Raw genomic sequence first — 20,337 nt, forward strand, 5'->3', positions numbered from 1 at the left:
GCCCGAGGGCGGCCGCGTGCTCAGTTCCGCTGGCCCGTACCGGAGTCGGGGCGTCCCTGCCGGGGGAGACCGAGGCCCGCGGCGGCGTCGGATTCCGGGTCGGAGTCGCAGTACTCGCGTACGGCGCTGGTGCGGGCGACGACCCGGCCCCGGTGGACGACGATACGGCTGTAGGCGAGGGACAGCGCCGTGGAGAGCCGTTCGCCCCGTAGGGCGAGGAGTTCGGCCGGGAAGCCCGCCTCGACGCGGACGTCGGGCAGGCCCAGGGCGGCGCGGGCGCCGGTGGAGACCATCGCGTACGCCTGCTCGGCGCGCAGGCCGACCTGCGAGGCGAGGAGGTACGCCGCTTCCAGGGGGTCGCCGCGGCCGACCGGGTTCGCGGTGTCGCGCAACGCGCCGCTGCCCGCCGCGAGGCGTACGCCGGCGGAGCGCAGCAGGCGTACGGGAGCGGTCGTACGCCGCTCCGATCCGGCGCAGCCGCCCTGGGGCAGGCAGACGACGGTGATGCCCGCCGCGGCCAGCTGGTCGGCGGCCCGGCCGGCCACGTCCAGCGGCAGGTGGGCCAGGCCCGCGCAGGGGCCGAGGACGACACCGGGGCGCAGCCCCGCGGCCATCGCGGCGATCCGGGCCAGCCGGGCGGGGTCGTCGGCGTCGGTGTGCAGATCGACCGGGCAGCCGTGCTCGGCGGCGATCTCCAGGACGGCCGCCGTGTAGCCGATGGGGTCGGGGTCGAGGTCGGGGCGGCCCCCGACGACCGCCGCTCCCATCTTCACCGCGTCGCGGAGCATCGCGAGGCTGTCCGCCCCGGCGACGCCGGTGAGCAGGCGGGGCACCGCGACGGGCGTGAGGTCGGCGAGGCCGCGCAGGGCGCGCCGGGCCTGGAGGACGGCTTCGAGCGGGGCGAGGCCCTGGACGTCGCCGATGCGGACGTGGGTGCGCAGGGCGGTCGCGCCGTGGCCGAGCTGGAGGAGCGCCGCCTCGGTGGCGCGGCGCTGGATGTCCTCGGCGCGGTGTGAGGCGGGTCCGGGGCCGTCGGGGCCCGCGCCGTCCGCGGTGAGCGCGGTGTCGCTGTGGGCGTGGGGTTCGGCGGGGGCGGGGAGCAGGAGATAGCCCCGCAGGTCGATGCGCGGGCCCCGGGCGGCGAGGCTCCCCGCGGTACCGACGGCCTCGATCCGGCTGCCGCTGAGGCGTACGTCGACGGCGCGCCCGTCGGCGAGCCGCGCACCGCTGAGGACGAGGGCGGGGGTGTCGGCGGTGGTGGCCGCGTCGGCGCTGTCGGGCGCGTTGTCGTCGGGCCGCCGCGGCTGACTGTCAGGCATCGCGCTCCTGGGAAACAGGTGCGGGATCGCACCGAAGGGTCGGGTCCGGGGCCGGTCGCTCCCGGGGGGCCCGTCGATCATGACCGGGTCCACGGCGCCTGGCACGGCGGCTTCCGGAAGGAGCGCAATAGTCGTACCGGTAGGCCCGTTCCTGCCCCGGGTGGCGGCCGGTCCGGGCGGCGGTGCGGGCTGGATCAGGGCCTGATCAAGGCCTGATCAGGGGGTGTGGGCGAGGGCGGCGAAGGCCCTTGAGGACGCTGCCGAAACGGATTTGGGCAACCGGCCCAGGAGCGTGTAATGTCTTCATCGCTCGCCCCAATAGCTCAGTCGGTAGAGCGTCTCCATGGTAAGGAGAAGGTCTGCGGTTCGATTCCGCATTGGGGCTCTGGTGATCGGGAACCCCGCTTCGGCGGGGGGATCGTCATCAAAGCGGTGTAGCTCAGTCGGTAGAGCAAGCGGCTCATAATCGCTGTGTCACCGGTTCAAGTCCGGTCACCGCTACTAACGGTAGCCGATTGTGGGGTCGGTCCTTCGATCGGCTACTCTTTTATGCGTTCATCCGTCCATCCGTCCGTCAAGGAGCACTCACGTGGCTGCCACCGACGTCCGCCCGAAGATCACGCTGGCCTGCGTGGAGTGCAAGGAGCGGAACTACATCACCAAGAAGAACCGGCGTAACAACCCGGACCGTCTTGAGATGAAGAAGCACTGCCCGCGCTGCAACGCGCACACCGCGCACCGCGAAACGCGCTGAATCAGGCTCGTACACGAGGCCGCCCCCTCTGGGGGCGGCCTCGTGTCGTTGTACGGGGTCGTTCCCCGCACGGGGGGCGTGCCCTCCCTTGACGTCTTTCCATCAGGAGGTAGCGGGCTCATGGCGCTCGACCAGTCCTTCGTGGGGCGGAGCTATCCGCCCACCCCGGCGTACGAGGTCGGCCGGGAGAAGATCCGAGAGTTCGCCGAGGCGGTGGGCGACCCCCATCCGGCATACGTCGATGTGGAGGCCGCGCGTGAGCTGGGCCACCCCGATGTGATCGCGCCGCCCACGTTCGTGTTCTCGATCACCTACCGGGCCGCCGGTGAAGTGGTGCAGGACCCGCGGCTGGGCCTGGACTACAGCCGGGTGGTCCACGGCGACCAGAAGTTCTCCTACGTCCGCCCGGTGCGGGCGGGGGACCGGCTGACGGTCACGTCGACGATCGAGAGCATCAAGTCCCTCGCGGGCAACGACGTTCTCGACATTCGCGGGGATGTGCACGACGAGGCCGGTGAGCTGGTGGTCACGGCGGTCACGAAGCTGGTGGCGCGCGCCGCCGAGGAGGCGTGATGGCAGCGAAGGTGTCTTACGGGTCGGTCGAGGTCGGGACGGAGCTGCCCCCGCAGTCGTTCCCGGTGACGCGGGCGACGCTCGTGCGGTACGCGGGCGCGTCCGGCGACTTCAACCCGATCCACTGGAACGAGAGGTTCGCGCGCGAGGTCGGCCTGCCGGACGTCATCGCGCACGGCATGTTCACGATGGCCGAGGCGATCCGTGTGGTCACGGACTGGGCCGGGGACCCGGGCGCGGTCGTCGACTACGGGGTGCGGTTCACCAAGCCCGTCGTCGTCCCCGACGACGACAAGGGCGCGCTGATCGAGGTCAGCGCCAAGGTCGGCGCGAAGCTGGAGGACAACCTGGTCCGCGTGGACCTGGTCGCCCTGTGCGCCGAGAAGAAGGTGCTGGGCCTGTCCCGCGCCGTCGTCCGCCTCGCCTGACCGGAAAGCACGCGCCTGACCGGGACGTACGCGCCTGACCGGGACGTCCGCGCCTGGGCCGGGACGTACGCGCCGGAGCCGTCAGATCCCCGCCCCGGTCCCGGCCCGGGCGGACGCGGGGGAGCGGGGCGCAGTGGCCGTCCGAGCCCGCCGGACCAGACGCGCGGTCCGCGGCCCCACCCGAGCGGCGGGGTCGCGGACCGTACTCTTGTCCCCGTGCAGGAACTCCACGACGCCCCCCTCGCCCCCCTGACCACCTTCCGGCTCGGCGGCCCCGCCGCCCGGCTGCTGACGGCCACCACCGACGCCGAGGTCGTCGCGGCCGTGCGCGAGGCCGACGACAGCGGCACCCCGCTCCTGGTGATCGGCGGCGGCTCCAACCTGGTGATCGGGGACAAGGGCTTCGACGGCACCGCGCTGCGCATCGCCACGAAGGGGTTCACGCTCACCGGTACCTCGCTGGAACTGGCCGCCGGAGAGGTGTGGACCGACGCCGTCGCCCGGACCGTCGAGGCGGGCCTCGCGGGCGTCGAGTGCCTGGCGGGCATCCCCGGCTCCGCGGGCGCCACGCCCATCCAGAACGTCGGGGCGTACGGGCAGGAGGTCTCCTCCACCATCACGGAGGTCGTCGCCTACGACCGGCACACCCGGGAGACCGTGACGATCCCGAACGAGGAGTGCGCCTTCTCGTACCGTCACAGTCGCTTCAAGGCCGACCCTGACCGGTTCGTGGTGCTCCGTGTCCGATTCGAGCTGGAAGAGGCTGCCGGGCTGTCCGCGCCCCTCAGGTACCCCGAAACGGCCAGGGCGATGGGCGTCGAGCAGGGCGAGCGCGTTCCCGCGTCGGCCGCCCGGGAAACCGTGCTGAAGCTGCGCGCCGGCAAGGGCATGGTGCTCGACCCGGAGGACCACGACACCTGGTCGGCCGGCTCCTTCTTCACCAACCCGATCCTGGAACCGGCGGCGTACGAGGACTTCCTCGCCCGGGTCCACGAGCGCCTCGGCCCGGACGTCGTGCCCCCGGCCTTCCCCGTCGGGGACGGCCGCACCAAGACGTCGGCGGCCTGGCTGATCGACCGGGCCGGGTTCACCAAGGGCTACGGCGGCGGCCGCGCCCGGATCTCCACCAAGCACACGCTCGCCCTCACCAACCGGGGCGGGGCCACCACGGAGGACCTGCTGGCCCTGGCCCGCGAGGTGGTCGCCGGGGTCCACGACGCCTTCGGGGTCACCCTCGTCAACGAGCCGGTGACGGTCGGCGTCAGCCTCTAGCGTCGTACGCGCCCGGCGGGCCGGGCTCAGCCGGCCAGCCAGTCGTCGATCCCCGACAGCAGCTTCTCCCGTACGTCGACGGGGGCCGCCGACCCCCGGACCGACTGACGCGCCAGCTCGGCCAGCTCTTCGTCGGTGAAGCCGTGGTGGCGGCGCACCAGCTCGTACTGGGCGGCCAGCCGTGAACCGAACAGCAGCGGGTCGTCCGCGCCCAGCGCCATCGGCACGCCCGCGTCGAACAGAGCGCGCAGGGGTACGTCGGCGGGCTTCTCGTAGACGCCGAGCGCCACATTGGAGGACGGGCACACCTCGCAGGTGATCTGCCGCTCGGCGAGCCGGCGCAGCAGCCGGGGGTCCTCGGCGGCCCGCACCCCGTGGCCGATCCGCGAGGCGTCCAGGTCGTCGAGGCAGTCGCGCACGCTGGACGGACCGGCCAGCTCGCCGCCGTGCGGGGCCGCCAGCAGTCCGCCCTCCCGCGCGATGGCGAAGGCCCGGTCGAAGTCCCGGGCCATCCCGCGCCGCTCGTCGTTGGAGAGCCCGAAGCCCACCACGCCCCGGTCCGCGTACCGCACGGCCAGCCGGGCCAGGGTCCGGGCGTCCAGCGGGTGCTTCATCCGGTTCGCGGCGATCACCACGCGCATCCCGAGGCCGGTGTCCCGGGCGGCGCTGTCCACGGCGTCGAGGATGATCTCGATGGCCGGGATCAGCCCGCCCAGCAGCGGGGCGTACGAGGTGGGGTCGACCTGGATCTCCAGCCAGCCGGAGCCGTCCACGACGTCCTCCTCGGCGCTCTCGCGGACCAGGCGCTGGATGTCCTCGGGGGACCGCAGACAGGACCGGGCGATGTCGTAGAGCCGCTGGAAGCGGAACCAGCCGCGCTCGTCGGTGGCCCGCAGCCTGGGCGGCTCGCCGCCGGTCAGCGCGTCGGGGAGGTGGACCCCGTACTTGTCGGCCAGTTCGAGCAGGGTGGTGGGCCGCATCGACCCGGTGAAGTGCAGGTGCAGGTGGGCCTTGGGCAACAGACGTACATCACGCTCCATTCAAAGATCCTGCCGCACGGGCGGGCCGGAGCGGAAGTCGCCCTCCTCTTTGGAGTGGGCCTCGAACAAAAAGTGCCCCCGGCCGGGGCGGCCGGGGGCACAATTCCGCGGGCGGTCAGGCCTTGGCCTCGCCCAGCAGCTTCTGGAGCCGGGAGACGCCCTCGACGAGGTCGTCGTCGCCCAGGGCGTAGGACAGCCGCAGATACCCCGGGGTGCCGAAAGCCTCGCCCGGGACCACGGCGACCTCGGCCTCGTCCAGGATCAGCGCGGCCAGCTCGACGGAGTCCGCGGGGCGCTTGCCGCGGATCTCCTTGCCGAGCAGCTCCTTCACCGACGGGTAGGCGTAGAACGCGCCCTCGGGCTCCGGGCAGAGGACCCCGTCGATCTCGTTGAGCATCCGCACGATGAGCTTGCGGCGGCGGTCGAAGGCGGCGCGCATCTCGGCAACGGCGTCCAGCGGGCCGGAGACGGCGGCGAGCGCGGCGACCTGGGCCACGTTGGAGACGTTGGACGTGGCGTGCGACTGGAGGTTGGTCGCGGCCTTGACGACGTCCTTGGGGCCGATGATCCACCCCACCCGCCAGCCCGTCATCGCGTACGTCTTGGCGACGCCGTTGACGACGACGCACCGGTCGCGCAGCTCGGGCACGATCGCCGGGAGCGAGGTGAACTCCGCGTCGCCGTAGACGAGGTGCTCGTAGATCTCGTCGGTCAGCACCCACAGGCCGTGCTCGACGGCCCAGCGGCCGATCGCCTCCGCGTCCGCCTCGCTGTAGACCGCGCCCGTCGGGTTGGACGGCGAGACGAAGAGGACGACCTTGGTCCTCTCCGTACGCGCGGCCTCCAGCTGCTCGACGGAGACCCGGTAACCGGTGGTCTCGTCGGCGACGACCTCGACCGGGACCCCGCCCGCGAGCCGGATCGACTCGGGGTAGGTGGTCCAGTACGGGGCGGGGACGATGACCTCGTCGCCCGGGTCGAGGATCGCGGCGAAGGCCTCGTAGATGGCCTGCTTGCCGCCGTTGGTCACCAGGATCTGGCTGGCGTCGACCTCGTAGCCGGAGTCCCGCAGCGTCTTCGCGGCGATGGCGGCCTTCAGCTCGGGGAGCCCGCCGGCCGGGGTGTAGCGGTGGTACTTCGGGGTGCGGCAGGCCTCGACCGCGGCGTCGACGATGTAGCCGGGGGTCGGGAAGTCGGGCTCGCCCGCCCCGAAGCCGATCACCGGACGCCCGGCGGCCTTGAGGGCCTTGGCCTTGGCGTCGACGGCGAGGGTCGCGGACTCGGAGATCGCACCGACGCGGGCGGAGACCCGGCGCTCGGACGGTGAAGTTGCAGCGCTCATGGGGGTCATGCTCGCAGACCGGAAAACCCCACGGCGCGCGGGTTTCAGGGACCGGACAGGACTCGGACACGATGCGGACAGGACCGGTCGGTAGTTGTCTGTTCGACGCGGAGCCCCCGAGCACGTACACTCACCTGTCGTTGGGCTTCACCAGCCGCGCCGTTCCGCACCCGGTCACCGGGGAGGATGGGGTAGGTTGGGGAAACCACCAAGGGTCGTAGCTCAATTGGTAGAGCACTGGTCTCCAAAACCAGCGGTTGGGGGTTCAAGTCCCTCCGGCCCTGCTACACACTCCTTCGCCAGGATGTGTGCGCATGTACGTACTTCATTGCACAGCCGTGCGGCTCCACCGGGCGCGGCGCGGCCACGACCCGGAATCAGGTGAGTAGCGTGACGGACGCCGTGGGCTCCATCGACATGCCTGATGCCGATGATGAAGCTCCCGAGTCGAAGAAGAAGGCTCGGAAGGGCGGCAAGCGCGGCAAGAAGGGCCCTCTGGGCCGTCTCGCGCTCTTCTACCGCCAGATCGTCGCCGAACTCCGCAAGGTTGTCTGGCCGACCCGTAGCCAGCTGACGACGTACACCACCGTGGTGATCATCTTCGTCGTCGTCATGATCGGTCTCGTGACCGTTCTCGACACGGGATTCGCGCGGGTCGTCAAATACATCTTCGGCTGATCCCGCGAAGGGCGTCCGACCGGCGCCCCTTTCGCACGTTCCACCCCTTTGTAACCAGGAAGAAGCAGCCATCGTGTCTGACCCGAACCTGAACGACGCCGTCGAGCCCGAGGCTGGCTCCTCCGAGCCCGCCCAGGACAAGCTCGACGTCGCCCAGGCTGCTGACTCCGCCGACCAGGCCGACGCCGCTGTCGAGGTGGCCGAGGAGGACGCCGCCGAGGAAGCGGCCGCCGAGGCGGTCGAGGCTGAAGCGGCGGTCGAGACCGAGGCAGAGGGCGAGCACGCGGACGAGGACGAGAGCGCCGACGAGGCGGAGGCCGAGCCGGCCGCCCCCGTCGACCCCGTCGCCGCCCTGCGCGATGAACTCCGCGGACTCCCGGGCGAGTGGTACGTCATCCACACGTACGCCGGTTACGAGAAGCGAGTGAAGGCCAACCTGGAGCAGCGCGCGGTCTCGCTCAACGTCGAGGACTTCATCTACCAGGCCGAAGTCCCCGAGGAAGAGATCGTCCAGATCAAGAACGGCGAGCGCAAGAACGTCCGCCAGAACAAGCTTCCCGGCTACGTCCTGGTGCGCATGGACCTGACGAACGAGTCCTGGGGCGTCGTGCGCAACACGCCCGGCGTCACCGGCTTCGTCGGCAACGCCTACGACCCGTACCCGCTGACCCTGGACGAGATCGTCAAGATGCTCGCCCCGGAGGCCGAGGAGAAGGCCGCCCGCGAGGCCGCCGAGGCCGAGGGCAAGCCCGCTCCCTCCCGCAAGGTCGAGGTCCAGGTGCTGGACTTCGAGGTGGGCGACTCCGTCACCGTCACCGACGGCCCGTTCGCGACGCTCCAGGCCACCATCAACGAGATCAACGCCGACTCGAAGAAGGTCAAGGGCCTCGTCGAGATCTTCGGCCGCGAGACCCCGGTCGAGCTGAGCTTCGACCAGATCCAGAAGAACTAGCGCTTCCCGCCGGTCACTGGACACATGCCTACCCAGCAGGTCAGAAGGGCTTCGCGGCTCTTCTGACCTGCTGGGTTTTTGGTCGCACAGCTATACCCGTTATCGTTGTGCGGTATGCCTCCATCCGGATGACCGGAATGGCGGCGAAACACTCTCAACTGGACCCGGAGAGAGCAATGCCTCCCAAGAAGAAGAAGGTCACGGGGCTGATCAAGCTCCAGATCAACGCCGGTGCGGCGAACCCGGCCCCGCCGGTCGGCCCCGCGCTCGGTCAGCACGGCGTCAACATCATGGAGTTCTGCAAGGCCTACAACGCGGCGACCGAGTCGCAGCGTGGCATGGTCGTGCCGGTGGAGATCACGGTCTACGAGGACCGCTCCTTCACCTTCATCACCAAGACTCCGCCGGCCGCCAAGCTGATCCTCAAGGCCGCGGGTGTGGACAAGGGCTCCGGCGAGCCGCACAAGACCAAGGTCGCCAAGCTGACGGCCGACCAAGTCCGCGAGATCGCCACGACGAAGCTCCCCGACCTGAACGCCAACGACCTCGACGCCGCGTCGAAGATCATCGCTGGCACCGCCCGTTCCATGGGCATCACGGTCGAAGGCTGACCCAGTCCCGTAACCCCAGTGGTAGGGCCAAGCGCTGGTCCGCACCACGACTCCGTAATCGGAAACCACAGGAGTAGAAGTGAAGCGCAGCAAGAACCTCCGCGCTGCGGACGCCAAGGTCGACCGGGAGCGCAACTACGCCCCGCTCGAAGCCGTCCGTCTCGCCAAGGACACCGCCTCCACGAAGTTCGACGGCACCGTCGAGGTCGCCTTCTGCCTGGGTGTCGACCCGCGCAAGGCCGACCAGATGGTCCGCGGCACCGTGAACCTCCCGCACGGCACCGGCAAGACCGCCCGGGTCCTGGTCTTCGCGACCGGTGACCGTGCTGCGGCCGCGGAAGCCGCCGGAGCCGACATCGTCGGCGCCGACGAGCTCATCGACGAGGTGGCGAAGGGCCGTCTGGACTTCGACGCCGTCGTCGCCACCCCGGACCTCATGGGCAAGGTCGGCCGCCTCGGCCGCGTGCTCGGTCCGCGTGGTCTGATGCCGAACCCGAAGACCGGCACCGTCACCCCCGATGTCACGAAGGCTGTCACCGACATCAAGGGCGGCAAGATCGAGTTCCGCGTCGACAAGCACTCGAACCTGCACTTCATCATCGGCAAGGTCTCCTTCGACGAGACCAAGCTGGTGGAGAACTACGCGGCGGCGCTGGAGGAGATCCTCCGTCTGAAGCCGTCCGCCGCCAAGGGCCGCTACATCAAGAAGGCCACGCTGGCCACCACGATGGGCCCCGGCATCCCGCTGGACGCCAACCGCACCCGCAACCTCCTCGTCGAGGAGGACCCGGCCGCCGTCTGAGCCACCGTGCTCATCCGGTAGCCGCGTCGTCGCGTGCGCTGTGATGCGGGCCCCGCAACCTTTCGAGGTGCGGGGCCCGTCCTCGTTTCCGCGAGGACCGATAGCTGTCAGTACCCTGTGCCACTGTGGCGCGGGGAGACAGCCGCGCGAACACGAGGGGTGGAGCGTTACATGAGGACGAGCACGGCACGACGCGTGGGTACGGCGCTGGCGGCTGCGGCGGCGCTGACGTCGCTGGCGGCCTGTAGCGGCTCCGACGGCTCGCAGGGGGCCGCCGGGTCCGGGAAGGACCAGGCGGGCGCCGTCGCCGGGACGAGCCCGGTGGCCGCCCTGAAGCAGGTGCGGCGCACGACCGGGGGCGCCCAGTCGGCCAAGGTCGACGGCACCATGGACATGGGCGGCGTCATGTCCATGAAGCAGTCCGGGGTCATCGGCTGGGCGGACGGTCTCTCCGGCGAGATGACCATCACCTACACCGGCGGCACCATGGGCGAGGCCCTGAAGCAGTCCGGCGGCGACGGCACGGTCAAGGCCCGCTACTTCCAGGACGCGTACTACGCGAACATGGGCGACGGCTTCGCCTCCACCACCGGGGGCAAGCCTTGGATCCGTTACTCCTACCAGGACATGGCCGCCCTGGGCGGAGCCTCCGGTGACGTCATGAAGGACCAGCTCCAGAACAGCTCGCCCGAGCAGGGCGTGAAGGCACTGCTGGCCTCCGGCGACGTGAAGAAGGTCGGCCAGGAGGACGTCCGCGGGGTCTCCGCGACGCGCTACTCCGGCACGGTCGACGTCGCGGAGCTGACCGCCAAGAACAGCGATCTGGACGCCGGGCAGCTGGCCGCCTTCAAGGAGCAGCTGGCGCTGGCCGGGGTGACCACCCAGACCGTCGACATCTGGGTCGACGAGCGTGACCTGCTGGTGAAGAAGGCCGAACGCGGCGAGATGAAGACCGGCACGTTCACCTCGACGCTCTTCTACAGCGACTACGGCACCCAGGTGCCCCGGCAGAAGCCCCCGGCCTCGGACACGGTGGACTTCAAGGAGCTGGTGAAGCAGGGCGTTACCCCGGGCGGCGCCTCCTGACACCTCCCGCACGGGACGAACGGGGACGGATTTGCTCCGCCCGCATCCGGTCGCGTACTCTCACCAGGAAGCCAAAGACCGCTGGTCGTCGCCGCGCTCTCGCACGAGGGACGGTGACCGAAGGTTCCGACTGGATCGGACGACCTGCGCAGGTGACTGTGGAACGCTCCCGGATCTCTGTCCGGTCGAGCTGCGCCCTGGCACTTGTGCTGGGGCGTTTCGTCTTTCCCGGCCCCTTCTGAGCGGTCCTCATCACCCGGAAGGAGGCCGACGCTCATGGCAAGGCCCGACAAGGCTGCCGCGGTGGCCGAGCTGACGGACCAGTTCCGCAGCTCGAACGCCGCCGTGCTGACCGAGTACCGGGGTCTCACCGTGGCCCAGCTCAAGGAGCTGCGCCGTTCGCTCGGTGAGAACGCCCAGTACGCCGTGGTGAAGAACACGCTGACCAAGATTGCGGCCAACGAGGCCGGGATCGACACGCTGGACGACCTGTTCTCGGGTCCGACGGCGGTTGCCTTCGTCACCGGTGACCCGGTGGAGTCGGCGAAGGGTCTTCGTGACTTCGCCAAGGACAACCCCAACCTCATCATCAAGGGCGGTGTCCTTGACGGTAAGGCGCTGTCCGCCGATGAGTTCAAGAAGCTCGCGGACCTCGAGTCCCGCGAGGTTCTGCTCTCCAAGCTGGCCGGTGCTTTCAAGGGCAAGCAGACGCAGGCGGCGCAGGTCTTCCAGGCCCTGCCCTCCAAGTTCGTCCGCACCGCGGAAGCTCTTCGCGCCAAGAAGGAAGAGCAGGGCGGTGCCGGTACTCCGGCTCCCGCCGAGGCCGCCGAGTAATCACGCTCAGCGGTCCAGCGGGCTCCACGTACGCCCGCCGACATATACATCCGGCACCTGCCGAATAGTGGAAGGACGCCTGTCATGGCGAAGCTGTCCCAGGACGACCTGCTCGCGCAGTTCGAAGAGATGACCCTCATCGAGCTCTCCGAGTTCGTGAAGGCCTTCGAGGAGAAGTTCGACGTCACCGCCGCCGCGGCCGTCGCCGTCGCCGGCCCGGCCGGCCCGGGTGCCGTTGCCGAGGCCGTCGAGGAGAAGGACGAGTTCGACGTCATCCTCACCGGCGCCGGCGAGAAGAAGATCCAGGTCATCAAGGTCGTGCGTGAGCTGACCTCGCTGGGCCTGAAGGAGGCCAAGGACCTCGTGGACGGCACCCCGAAGCCGGTCCTCGAGAAGGTCGCCAAGGAGGCCGCCGAGAAGGCTGCCGAGTCCCTCAAGGCCGCCGGCGCTTCCGTCGAGGTCAAGTAACACCCCGGGAGCCCACGGGCTCCCCGGGCACGTCAGGTGCCCGCACCAAGGGCGATCACCCATCCGGGTGGTCGCCCTTCGGCGTGCCCGGTGCGGGTGCCTTGCTCTTGCGCCGGCGACGAGTAGGGTGATCTTCGCCGTGCGCCTCTCGCGGGCTCCCGAGGGAGGTCCCGCGGACCTCCCGGGGGCGGCCGGTGAAGGCCTGTGGAGGTCCGATCGGACCGGTGGGCCTTGACGAACCGGACGCGGCGCGCAATTCTCAGGACGCGTCCTCACTTCGATCCGTATCCGAGGCATGGATCGAGAGTGAAGAGGGAAGTAAAGAAGCGCGCACCCCGCGCGAGGGCAAGACATAGGTGTTGAGAACAGCTGTTGAGAGCAACGTGGGTCTCTGAGAACCCCGACTGGACATCAGTGTGCCGCTTGGCTACACTGACCCTTTGCGCTGCCTGTTAGCTGCCTCCTGCCCGTCACCAGGGGCATGCCCACGCTGAAGCACCGATGACCGACCCCCTCCGACCTGGTCGTTTGCGACCGATTCGGAACGGCCTGTCTATGTGTCCAGAGTGGGACCGGTACGCGCGTAGTGAGTCCGAGCCCTCGGAAGGACCCCCTCTTGGCCGCCTCGCGCAACGCCTCGACCGCGAATACGAACAACGGTGCCAGCACCGCCCCGCTGCGCATCTCTTTTGCAAAGATCAAGGAGCCCCTCGAGGTTCCGAACCTCCTCGCGCTGCAGACCGAGAGCTTTGACTGGCTCCTCGGCAACGCCGCGTGGAAGGCTCGCGTCGAGGCTGCTCTGGACAGTGGCCAAGACGTCCCCACCAAGTCCGGCCTGGAGGAGATCTTCGAGGAGATCTCTCCGATCGAGGACTTCTCCGGGTCGATGTCGCTCACGTTCCGTGACCACCGCTTCGAGCCCCCGAAGAACTCGATCGACGAGTGCAAGGAGCGCGATTTCACGTACGCCGCTCCGCTCTTCGTCACGGCCGAGTTCACCAACAACGAGACCGGCGAGATCAAGTCCCAGACGGTCTTCATGGGCGACTTCCCGCTCATGACCAACAAGGGCACCTTCGTCATCAACGGCACCGAGCGTGTCGTCGTGTCGCAGCTGGTCCGCTCGCCGGGTGTCTACTTCGACTCCTCCATCGACAAGACGTCCGACAAGGACATCTTCTCCGCCAAGATCATCCCCTCCCGGGGTGCCTGGCTGGAGATGGAGATCGACAAGCGCGACATGGTCGGTGTCCGTATCGACCGCAAGCGCAAGCAGTCCGTCACCGTCCTCCTCAAGGCTCTCGGCTGGAGCACCGAGCAGATCCTGGAGGAGTTCGGCGAGTACGAGTCCATGCGCGCCACCCTGGAGAAGGACCACACCCAGGGCCAGGACGACGCGCTGCTCGACATCTACCGCAAGCTGCGTCCGGGCGAGCCGCCCACCCGCGAGGCCGCTCAGACGCTGCTGGAGAACCTCTACTTCAACCCCAAGCGCTACGACCTCGCCAAGGTCGGCCGCTACAAGGTGAACAAGAAGCTCGGCGCCGACGAGCCGCTGGACGCCGGGGTGCTCACCACCGACGACGTCATCGCGACCATCAAGTACCTGGTCAAGCTGCACGCCGGTGAGACCGAGACGACCGGCGAGTCCGGCCGGGAGATCGTCGTCGAGACCGATGACATCGACCACTTCGGCAACCGTCGTCTGCGTAACGTCGGCGAGCTCATCCAGAACCAGGTCCGTACGGGCCTGGCGCGGATGGAGCGCGTCGTGCGCGAGCGCATGACCACCCAGGACGTCGAGGCGATCACGCCGCAGACCCTGATCAACATCCGGCCGGTCGTCGCCTCCATCAAGGAGTTCTTCGGCACCAGCCAGCTGTCGCAGTTCATGGACCAGAACAACCCGCTGTCGGGTCTCACCCACAAGCGCCGCCTGTCGGCTCTGGGCCCCGGTGGTCTCTCCCGTGAGCGGGCCGGCTTCGAGGTCCGGGACGTGCACCCGTCCCACTACGGGCGCATGTGCCCGATCGAGACCCCCGAAGGCCCGAACATCGGCCTGATCGGTTCGCTCGCCTCGTACGGCCGCGTCAACGCGTTCGGCTTCATCGAGACGCCGTACCGCAAGGTCGTCGACGGCCAGGTCACCGACGACGTCGACTACATCACCGCCGACGAGGAGGACCGCTTCGTCATCGCCCAGGCGAACGCGACCCTCAACGACGAGCTGCGCTTCACCGAGCCGCGCGTCCTGGTCCGCCGCCGTGGCGGAGAGGTCGACTACGTGCCCGGCACGGACGTCGACTACATGGACGTCTCGCCGCGCCAGATGGTGTCCGTCGCCACCGCGATGATCCCCTTCCTGGAGCACGACGACGCCAACCGTGCCCTCATGGGCGCGAACATGATGCGCCAGGCGGTTCCGCTCATCAAGTCGGAGGCCCCCCTGGTGGGCACCGGCATGGAGTACCGCTGCGCCACCGACGCCGGTGACGTCCTCAAGGCGGAGAAGGACGGTGTGGTCCAGGAGGTCTCCGCGGACTACATCACCGTCACGAACGACGACGGCACGTACACCACGTACCGCATCGCCAAGTTCATGCGCTCCAACCAGGGCACCTCGGTGAACCAGAAGGTCGTCGTCTCCGAGGGCGACCGGATCATCGCCGACCAGGTGCTCGCCGACGGCCCCGCCACCGAGAACGGTGAGATGGCCCTCGGCAAGAACCTCCTCGTGGCGTTCATGCCGTGGGAGGGTCACAACTACGAGGACGCGATCATCCTGTCGCAGCGCCTCGTGCAGGACGACGTCCTCTCCTCGATCCACATCGAGGAGCACGAGGTCGACGCCCGTGACACCAAGCTCGGCCCCGAGGAGATCACCCGGGACATCCCGAACGTCTCCGAGGAGGTCCTCGCCGACCTCGACGAGCGCGGCATCATCCGGATCGGCGCCGAGGTCGTCGCCGGTGACATCCTCGTCGGCAAGGTCACGCCCAAGGGCGAGACCGAGCTGACCCCCGAGGAGCGCCTGCTCCGCGCGATCTTCGGTGAGAAGGCGCGCGAGGTGCGCGACACCTCGCTGAAGGTGCCGCACGGTGAGATCGGCAAGGTCATCGGCGTCCGCGTCTTCGACCGCGAAGAGGGCGACGAGCTGCCGCCGGGCGTGAACCAGCTGGTCCGCGTCTACGTGGCGCAGAAGCGCAAGATCACCGATGGTGACAAGCTCGCCGGCCGTCACGGCAACAAGGGCGTCATCTCCAAGATCCTGCCGATCGAGGACATGCCGTTCCTGGAGGACGGCACTCCGGTCGACATCATCCTCAACCCGCTGGGTGTCCCGTCCCGGATGAACCCGGGACAGGTCCTGGAGATCCACCTCGGCTGGCTCGCCAGCCGCGGCTGGGACGTCTCCGGCCTCGGTGACGAGTGGGCCCAGCGCCTCCAGGCCATCGGCGCCGACCAGGTCGCCCCGGGCACCAACGTCGCCACGCCCGTCTTCGACGGTGCGCGCGAGGACGAGATCTCCGGTCTCTTCGAGGCCACGATCCCCAACCGCGACGGCGACCGCCTGGTCCAGCCCTCCGGCAAGGCCCAGCTGTTCGACGGCCGCTCCGGCGAGCCGTTCCCGGACCCGGTCTCGGTCGGGTACATGTACATCCTCAAGCTGCACCACCTGGTCGACGACAAGCTCCACGCGCGCTCGACCGGCCCGTACTCCATGATCACCCAGCAGCCGCTGGGTGGTAAGGCGCAGTTCGGTGGTCAGCGCTTCGGTGAGATGGAGGTGTGGGCCCTTGAGGCATACGGTGCCGCATACGCCCTCCAGGAGCTCCTGACGATCAAGTCCGACGACGTGACCGGCCGCGTGAAGGTCTACGAGGCCATCGTCAAGGGCGAGAACATCCCCGAGCCCGGCATTCCCGAGTCCTTCAAGGTGCTCATCAAGGAGATGCAGTCGCTCTGCCTCAACGTGGAGGTGCTGTCCTCGGACGGCATGTCCATCGAGATGCGCGACACGGACGAGGACGTCTTCCGCGCTGCGGAGGAGCTCGGTATCGACCTGTCCCGGCGCGAGCCGAGCAGCGTCGAAGAGGTCTGACGGGCCGGTCGGCCGCCTCACCCCGAGGCGGCCGGCCCTCCCCGGACCCGTTCAGACCATTGATTGAGACGAGACCCCGAAAGAGGGATTGACGACAAGTGCTCGACGTCAACTTCTTCGACGAGCTGCGGATCGGCCTTGCCACCGCGGACGACATCCGGACCTGGTCGCACGGCGAAGTCAAGAAGCCGGAGACCATCAACTACCGCACGCTCAAGCCCGAGAAGGACGGACTCTTCTGCGAGAAGATCTTCGGTCCGACCCGGGACTGGGAGTGCTACTGCGGCAAGTACAAGCGTGTCCGCTTCAAGGGCATCATCTGCGAGCGCTGCGGCGTCGAGGTCACTCGCGCCAAGGTGCGTCGTGAGCGGATGGGCCACATCGAGCTTGCCGCCCCCGTCACCCACATCTGGTACTTCAAGGGCGTTCCCTCGCGCCTCGGGTACCTGCTGGACCTCGCGCCGAAGGACCTGGAGAAGGTCATCTACTTCGCCGCGTACATGATCACGTTCGTGGACGAGGAGCGTCGTACCCGCGACCTGCCGTCCCTGGAGGCCCACGTCTCCGTCGAGCGCCAGCAGACCGAGAACCGCCGCGACTCCGACCTGGAGGCCCGCGCCAAGAAGCTCGAGACCGACCTGGCCGAGCTGGAGGCCGAGGGCGCCAAGGCGGACGTGCGCCGCAAGGTGCGCGAAGGCGCCGAGCGCGAGATGAAGCAGCTGCGCGACCGCGCGCAGCGCGAGATCGACCGTCTCGACGAGGTGTGGAGCCGCTTCAAGAACCTCAAGGTCCAGGACCTGGAGGGCGACGAGCTGCTCTACCGCGAGCTGCGTGACCGCTTCGGCACGTACTTCGACGGCTGCATGGGCGCCGCCGCGCTCCAGAAGCGCCTGGAGTCCTTCGACCTCGACGAGGAGGCCGAGCGCCTCCGCGAGATCATCCGTACCGGCAAGGGCCAGAAGAAGACCCGTGCGCTCAAGCGCCTCAAGGTCGTCTCGGCGTTCCTGCAGACCAGCAACAAGCCCAAGGGCATGGTGCTGGACTGCGTGCCGGTCATCCCGCCGGACCTGCGTCCGATGGTGCAGCTGGACGGTGGCCGCTTCGCGACCTCCGACCTGAACGACCTGTACCGCCGCGTGATCAACCGCAACAACCGCCTGAAGCGCCTTCTCGACCTCGGTGCGCCCGAGATCATCGTGAACAACGAGAAGCGCATGCTCCAGGAGGCCGTGGACGCGCTGTTCGACAACGGCCGTCGCGGCCGTCCGGTCACCGGTCCCGGCAACCGCCCGCTGAAGTCGCTGTCCGACATGCTCAAGGGCAAGCAGGGCCGCTTCCGTCAGAACCTCCTCGGCAAGCGTGTGGACTACTCCGCGCGTTCCGTGATCGTCGTCGGTCCGCAGCTCAAGCTGCACCAGTGCGGTCTGCCGAAGGCGATGGCGCTGGAGCTGTTCAAGCCGTTCGTGATGAAGCGCCTGGTCGACCTGAACCACGCGCAGAACATCAAGTCGGCCAAGCGCATGGTCGAGCGTGGCCGCACCGTCGTGTACGACGTCCTCGAAGAGGTCATCGCCGAGCACCCGGTGCTGCTGAACCGTGCGCCCACCCTGCACCGCCTCGGTATCCAGGCCTTCGAGCCGCAGCTGGTCGAGGGCAAGGCCATCCAGATCCACCCGCTCGTCTGCACCGCGTTCAACGCGGACTTCGACGGTGACCAGATGGCCGTGCACCTGCCGCTCTCCGCGGAGGCGCAGGCCGAGGCCCGCATCCTGATGCTGTCCTCGAACAACATCCTGAAGCCGGCCGACGGCCGTCCCGTCACCATGCCGACGCAGGACATGGTGCTGGGTCTGTTCTTCCTCACCACGGACGACTCCGAGCGCGAGGTCAAGGGCCAGGACCGCTCCTTCGGCTCCACGGCCGAGGCGATCATGGCCTTCGACGCCCGCGAGCTGTCGCTCCAGGCGAAGGTCGACATCCGCTTCCCGGTCGGCACCATGCCGCCGCGTGGCTGGGTGCCGCCGGTCGCCGAGGAGGGTGAGCCCGAGTACCAGCCGGGCGACACCTTCCGGCTGAAGACCAGCCTGGGCCGCGCGCTCTTCAACGAGCTGCTGCCCGAGGACTACCCGTTCGTCGACTACTCGGTGGGCAAGAAGCAGCTCTCCGAGATCGTCAACGACCTGGCCGAGCGCTACCCCAAGGTCATCGTGGCGGCGACGCTCGACAACCTGAAGGCGGCGGGCTTCCACTGGGCGACGCGCTCCGGCGTCACCGTGGCCATCTCCGACGTCGTCGTGCCCGAGGCCAAGAAGGCCATCGTCAAGGGCTACGAGGAGCAGGACGAGAAGGTCCAGAAGCAGTACGAGCGCGGTCTGATCACCAAGGACGAGCGCACGCAGGAGCTCATCGCGATCTGGACCAAGGCGACCAACGAGGTCGCCGAGGCGATGAACGCGAACTTCCCGAAGACGAACCCCATCTTCATGATGGTCGACTCTGGCGCCCGCGGAAACATGATGCAGATGCGTCAGATCGCCGGTATGCGCGGTCTGGTGTCGAACGCCAAGAACGAGACGATCCCGCGTCCCATCAAGGCGTCCTTCCGCGAGGGCCTGACCGTGCTGGAGTACTTCATCTCCACGCACGGTGCCCGTAAGGGTCTGGCGGACACCGCTCTGCGTACCGCCGACTCGGGTTACCTGACCCGTCGTCTGGTGGACGTCTCGCAGGACGTGATCATCCGCGAGGAGGACTGCGGCACCGACCGCGGCCTGAAGCTGAAGATCGCGGTCAAGGGCGCCGACGGCGTGCTCCGCAAGACGGACGACGTCGAGACCTCGGTCTACGCCCGCATGCTCGCCGAGGACGTCGTGGTGGACGGCAAGGTCATCGCGCCTGCCAACGTCGACCTCGGTGACGTCCTCATCGACGCCCTGGTGGGCGCCGGAGTCGAGGAGGTCAAGACCCGCTCGGTCCTGACCTGTGAGTCCGCGGTCGGCACCTGTGCCTTCTGCTACGGGCGCTCCCTCGCCACCGGCAAGCTGGTCGACATCGGTGAGGCGGTCGGCATCATCGCCGCCCAGTCCATCGGTGAGCCCGGCACCCAGCTGACGATGCGTACCTTCCACACCGGTGGTGTGGCCGGTGACGACATCACCCAGGGTCTGCCCCGAGTCGTCGAGCTCTTCGAGGCCCGTACGCCGAAGGGTGTCGCCCCGATCTCCGAGGCCAAGGGCCGCGTGCGGATCGAGGAGACCGAGAAGACCAAGAAGCTCGTCGTCACCCCGGACGACGGCAGCGACGAGACGGCGTTCCCGATCTCCAAGCGTGCCCGTCTCCTGGTCGGCGAGGGCGACGCGGTCGAGGTGGGCCAGAAGCTCACCGTGGGTGCGACCAACCCGCACGACGTGCTGCGCATCCTCGGCCAGCGTGCGGTCCAGGTCCACCTGGTCGGCGAAGTCCAGAAGGTCTACAACTCGCAGGGCGTGTCGATCCACGACAAGCACATCGAGATCATCATCCGGCAGATGCTCCGCCGCGTGACGATCATCGAGTCCGGCGACGCGGAGCTGCTTCCGGGCGAGCTGGTCGAGCGGTCGAAGTTCGAGACCGAGAACCGTCGTGTGGTCACCGAGGGCGGTCACCCCGCCTCCGGCCGTCCGCAGCTGATGGGTATCACCAAGGCCTCGCTGGCGACGGAGTCCTGGCTGTCGGCCGCCTCCTTCCAGGAGACGACCCGAGTGCTGACGGACGCGGCGATCAACGCCAAGTCCGACAGCCTCATCGGCCTCAAGGAGAACGTCATCATCGGTAAGCTCATCCCGGCCGGTACGGGCCTGTCCCGCTACCGCAACATCCGGGTCGAGCCGACCGAGGAGGCCAAGGCCGCGATGTACTCGGCCGTCGGCTACGACGACATCGACTACTCGCCGTTCGGCACCGGCTCCGGCCAGGCCGTTCCGCTGGAGGACTACGACTACGGTCCGTACAACCAGTAGGCGAGCCGTCTGAACGCCTGAGGGCGGCTGTTCCGTGGACGTACGCGGAACAGCCGCCCTTCGGCGTGTACGGGGTCG

Annotated in this window: 16 protein-coding genes and 3 tRNA genes; 16 read left to right on the forward strand and 3 right to left on the reverse strand. The window is 68.8% G+C overall.

The genetic code is table 11. The annotated features are described in order from the left end of the window. Positions 1-20: 20 nt before the first annotated feature. Positions 21-1,319: an amidohydrolase family protein gene (locus tag ACIRRU_RS05840; RefSeq protein WP_403676617.1), complete on the reverse strand. Its 1,299-nt coding sequence runs from the start codon at positions 1,317-1,319 to the stop codon at positions 21-23. A gap of 312 nt (positions 1,320-1,631) precedes the next feature. Between ACIRRU_RS05840 and ACIRRU_RS05845 the strand changes: the two genes are divergently transcribed. The 6 genes from ACIRRU_RS05845 to ACIRRU_RS05870 all read left to right on the forward strand — a co-directional run bounded on the left by ACIRRU_RS05845 (position 1,632) and on the right by ACIRRU_RS05870 (position 4,346). Further along, a tRNA-Thr gene (locus ACIRRU_RS05845) sits at positions 1,632-1,704 on the forward strand. A gap of 43 nt (positions 1,705-1,747) precedes the next feature. Then, a tRNA-Met gene (locus ACIRRU_RS05850) sits at positions 1,748-1,820 on the forward strand. Positions 1,821-1,908: 88 nt separating this feature from the next. Beyond that, positions 1,909-2,073, forward strand: a complete 165-nt coding sequence (gene rpmG / locus ACIRRU_RS05855) for a 50S ribosomal protein L33 (RefSeq protein ID WP_003948671.1) — start codon at positions 1,909-1,911, stop codon at positions 2,071-2,073. 120 nt (positions 2,074-2,193) lie between these two features. Further along, on the forward strand, positions 2,194-2,646 hold the full coding sequence (locus ACIRRU_RS05860) for a MaoC family dehydratase N-terminal domain-containing protein (protein ID WP_363200496.1): 453 nt from the start codon (positions 2,194-2,196) through the stop codon (positions 2,644-2,646). Next, positions 2,646-3,074 carry a MaoC family dehydratase gene (locus ACIRRU_RS05865; protein ID WP_363200497.1) on the forward strand — a complete coding sequence of 143 codons (429 nt, stop codon included), beginning with the start codon at positions 2,646-2,648 and terminating at the stop codon, positions 3,072-3,074. Before ACIRRU_RS05860 ends, ACIRRU_RS05865 begins: the two co-directional genes overlap by 1 nt. Positions 3,075-3,290: 216 nt before the next feature. Beyond that, positions 3,291-4,346, forward strand: a complete 1,056-nt coding sequence (locus ACIRRU_RS05870) for a UDP-N-acetylmuramate dehydrogenase (RefSeq protein ID WP_403676621.1) — start codon at positions 3,291-3,293, stop codon at positions 4,344-4,346. 26 nt (positions 4,347-4,372) lie between these two features. Here the strand turns inward: ACIRRU_RS05870 and ACIRRU_RS05875 are convergent, their stop codons facing one another. Further along, positions 4,373-5,386, reverse strand: a complete 1,014-nt coding sequence (locus ACIRRU_RS05875; protein WP_403676623.1) for an adenosine deaminase — start codon at positions 5,384-5,386, stop codon at positions 4,373-4,375. Between the two features lie 115 nt (positions 5,387-5,501). After that, positions 5,502-6,728 carry a pyridoxal phosphate-dependent aminotransferase gene (locus ACIRRU_RS05880; protein WP_363200500.1) on the reverse strand — a complete coding sequence of 409 codons (1,227 nt, stop codon included), beginning with the start codon at positions 6,726-6,728 and terminating at the stop codon, positions 5,502-5,504. Between the two features lie 211 nt (positions 6,729-6,939). Between ACIRRU_RS05880 and ACIRRU_RS05885 the strand changes: the two genes are divergently transcribed. From ACIRRU_RS05885 to ACIRRU_RS05930, 10 genes are all read left to right on the forward strand, one after another. Then, positions 6,940-7,012 (forward strand) — tRNA-Trp (locus ACIRRU_RS05885). A 106-nt stretch (positions 7,013-7,118) separates the two neighbouring features. Next, positions 7,119-7,406: a preprotein translocase subunit SecE gene (gene secE / locus ACIRRU_RS05890; RefSeq protein ID WP_363200501.1), complete on the forward strand. Its 288-nt coding sequence runs from the start codon at positions 7,119-7,121 to the stop codon at positions 7,404-7,406. A gap of 73 nt (positions 7,407-7,479) precedes the next feature. Further along, positions 7,480-8,358, forward strand: coding sequence for a transcription termination/antitermination protein NusG (gene nusG / locus ACIRRU_RS05895; protein ID WP_403676627.1), 879 nt, complete (start codon positions 7,480-7,482; stop codon positions 8,356-8,358). Positions 8,359-8,534: 176 nt separating this feature from the next. Further along, a complete protein-coding gene (gene rplK / locus ACIRRU_RS05900; RefSeq protein WP_018550660.1) occupies positions 8,535-8,969 on the forward strand; it encodes a 50S ribosomal protein L11 in 435 nt (144 codons plus the stop codon). 79 nt (positions 8,970-9,048) lie between these two features. Continuing rightward, entirely contained in the window at positions 9,049-9,771 is a 723-nt protein-coding gene (gene rplA, locus ACIRRU_RS05905) for a 50S ribosomal protein L1 (protein WP_363200503.1), read from the forward strand. A gap of 171 nt (positions 9,772-9,942) precedes the next feature. Beyond that, positions 9,943-10,857 carry a hypothetical protein gene (locus tag ACIRRU_RS05910; protein ID WP_403676631.1) on the forward strand — a complete coding sequence of 305 codons (915 nt, stop codon included), beginning with the start codon at positions 9,943-9,945 and terminating at the stop codon, positions 10,855-10,857. Between the two features lie 276 nt (positions 10,858-11,133). Beyond that, positions 11,134-11,691 carry a 50S ribosomal protein L10 gene (gene rplJ / locus ACIRRU_RS05915; RefSeq protein ID WP_103534810.1) on the forward strand — a complete coding sequence of 186 codons (558 nt, stop codon included), beginning with the start codon at positions 11,134-11,136 and terminating at the stop codon, positions 11,689-11,691. Between the two features lie 84 nt (positions 11,692-11,775). Then, the gene (gene rplL, locus ACIRRU_RS05920; protein ID WP_114246089.1) at positions 11,776-12,159 is read left to right on the forward strand and encodes a 50S ribosomal protein L7/L12; all 384 of its coding nucleotides are present in this window, start codon (positions 11,776-11,778) and stop codon (positions 12,157-12,159) included. 616 nt (positions 12,160-12,775) lie between these two features. Beyond that, positions 12,776-16,261 (forward strand): DNA-directed RNA polymerase subunit beta, encoded by a 3,486-nt coding sequence (rpoB, locus tag ACIRRU_RS05925; protein WP_363200505.1) that lies wholly within the window; start codon positions 12,776-12,778, stop codon positions 16,259-16,261. Positions 16,262-16,359: 98 nt separating this feature from the next. Continuing rightward, positions 16,360-20,259 (forward strand): DNA-directed RNA polymerase subunit beta', encoded by a 3,900-nt coding sequence (locus ACIRRU_RS05930; RefSeq protein WP_363200506.1) that lies wholly within the window; start codon positions 16,360-16,362, stop codon positions 20,257-20,259. Positions 20,260-20,337: the final 78 nt, after the last annotated feature.

This window comes from Streptomyces sp. NPDC101181 (assembly GCF_044767975.1).
Lineage (GTDB): Bacteria > Actinomycetota > Actinomycetes > Streptomycetales > Streptomycetaceae > Streptomyces.

Bases quoted from the DNA above. Each gene is read 5' to 3' on its own strand.
- ACIRRU_RS05840 (WP_403676617.1), bottom strand. From the start codon at position 1,319: ATGCCTGACAGTCAGCCGCGGCGGCCCGACGACAACGCGCCCGACAGC.
- ACIRRU_RS05860 (WP_363200496.1), top strand. From the start codon at position 2,194: ATGGCGCTCGACCAGTCCTTCGTGGGGCGGAGCTATCCGCCCACCCCG.
- ACIRRU_RS05865 (WP_363200497.1), top strand. From the start codon at position 2,646: ATGGCAGCGAAGGTGTCTTACGGGTCGGTCGAGGTCGGGACGGAGCTG.
- ACIRRU_RS05875 (WP_403676623.1), bottom strand. From the start codon at position 5,386: ATGGAGCGTGATGTACGTCTGTTGCCCAAGGCCCACCTGCACCTGCAC.
- ACIRRU_RS05880 (WP_363200500.1), bottom strand. From the start codon at position 6,728: ATGAGCGCTGCAACTTCACCGTCCGAGCGCCGGGTCTCCGCCCGCGTC.
- rplK (WP_018550660.1), top strand. From the start codon at position 8,535: ATGCCTCCCAAGAAGAAGAAGGTCACGGGGCTGATCAAGCTCCAGATC.
- ACIRRU_RS05910 (WP_403676631.1), top strand. From the start codon at position 9,943: ATGAGGACGAGCACGGCACGACGCGTGGGTACGGCGCTGGCGGCTGCG.
- rplJ (WP_103534810.1), top strand. From the start codon at position 11,134: ATGGCAAGGCCCGACAAGGCTGCCGCGGTGGCCGAGCTGACGGACCAG.
- rplL (WP_114246089.1), top strand. From the start codon at position 11,776: ATGGCGAAGCTGTCCCAGGACGACCTGCTCGCGCAGTTCGAAGAGATG.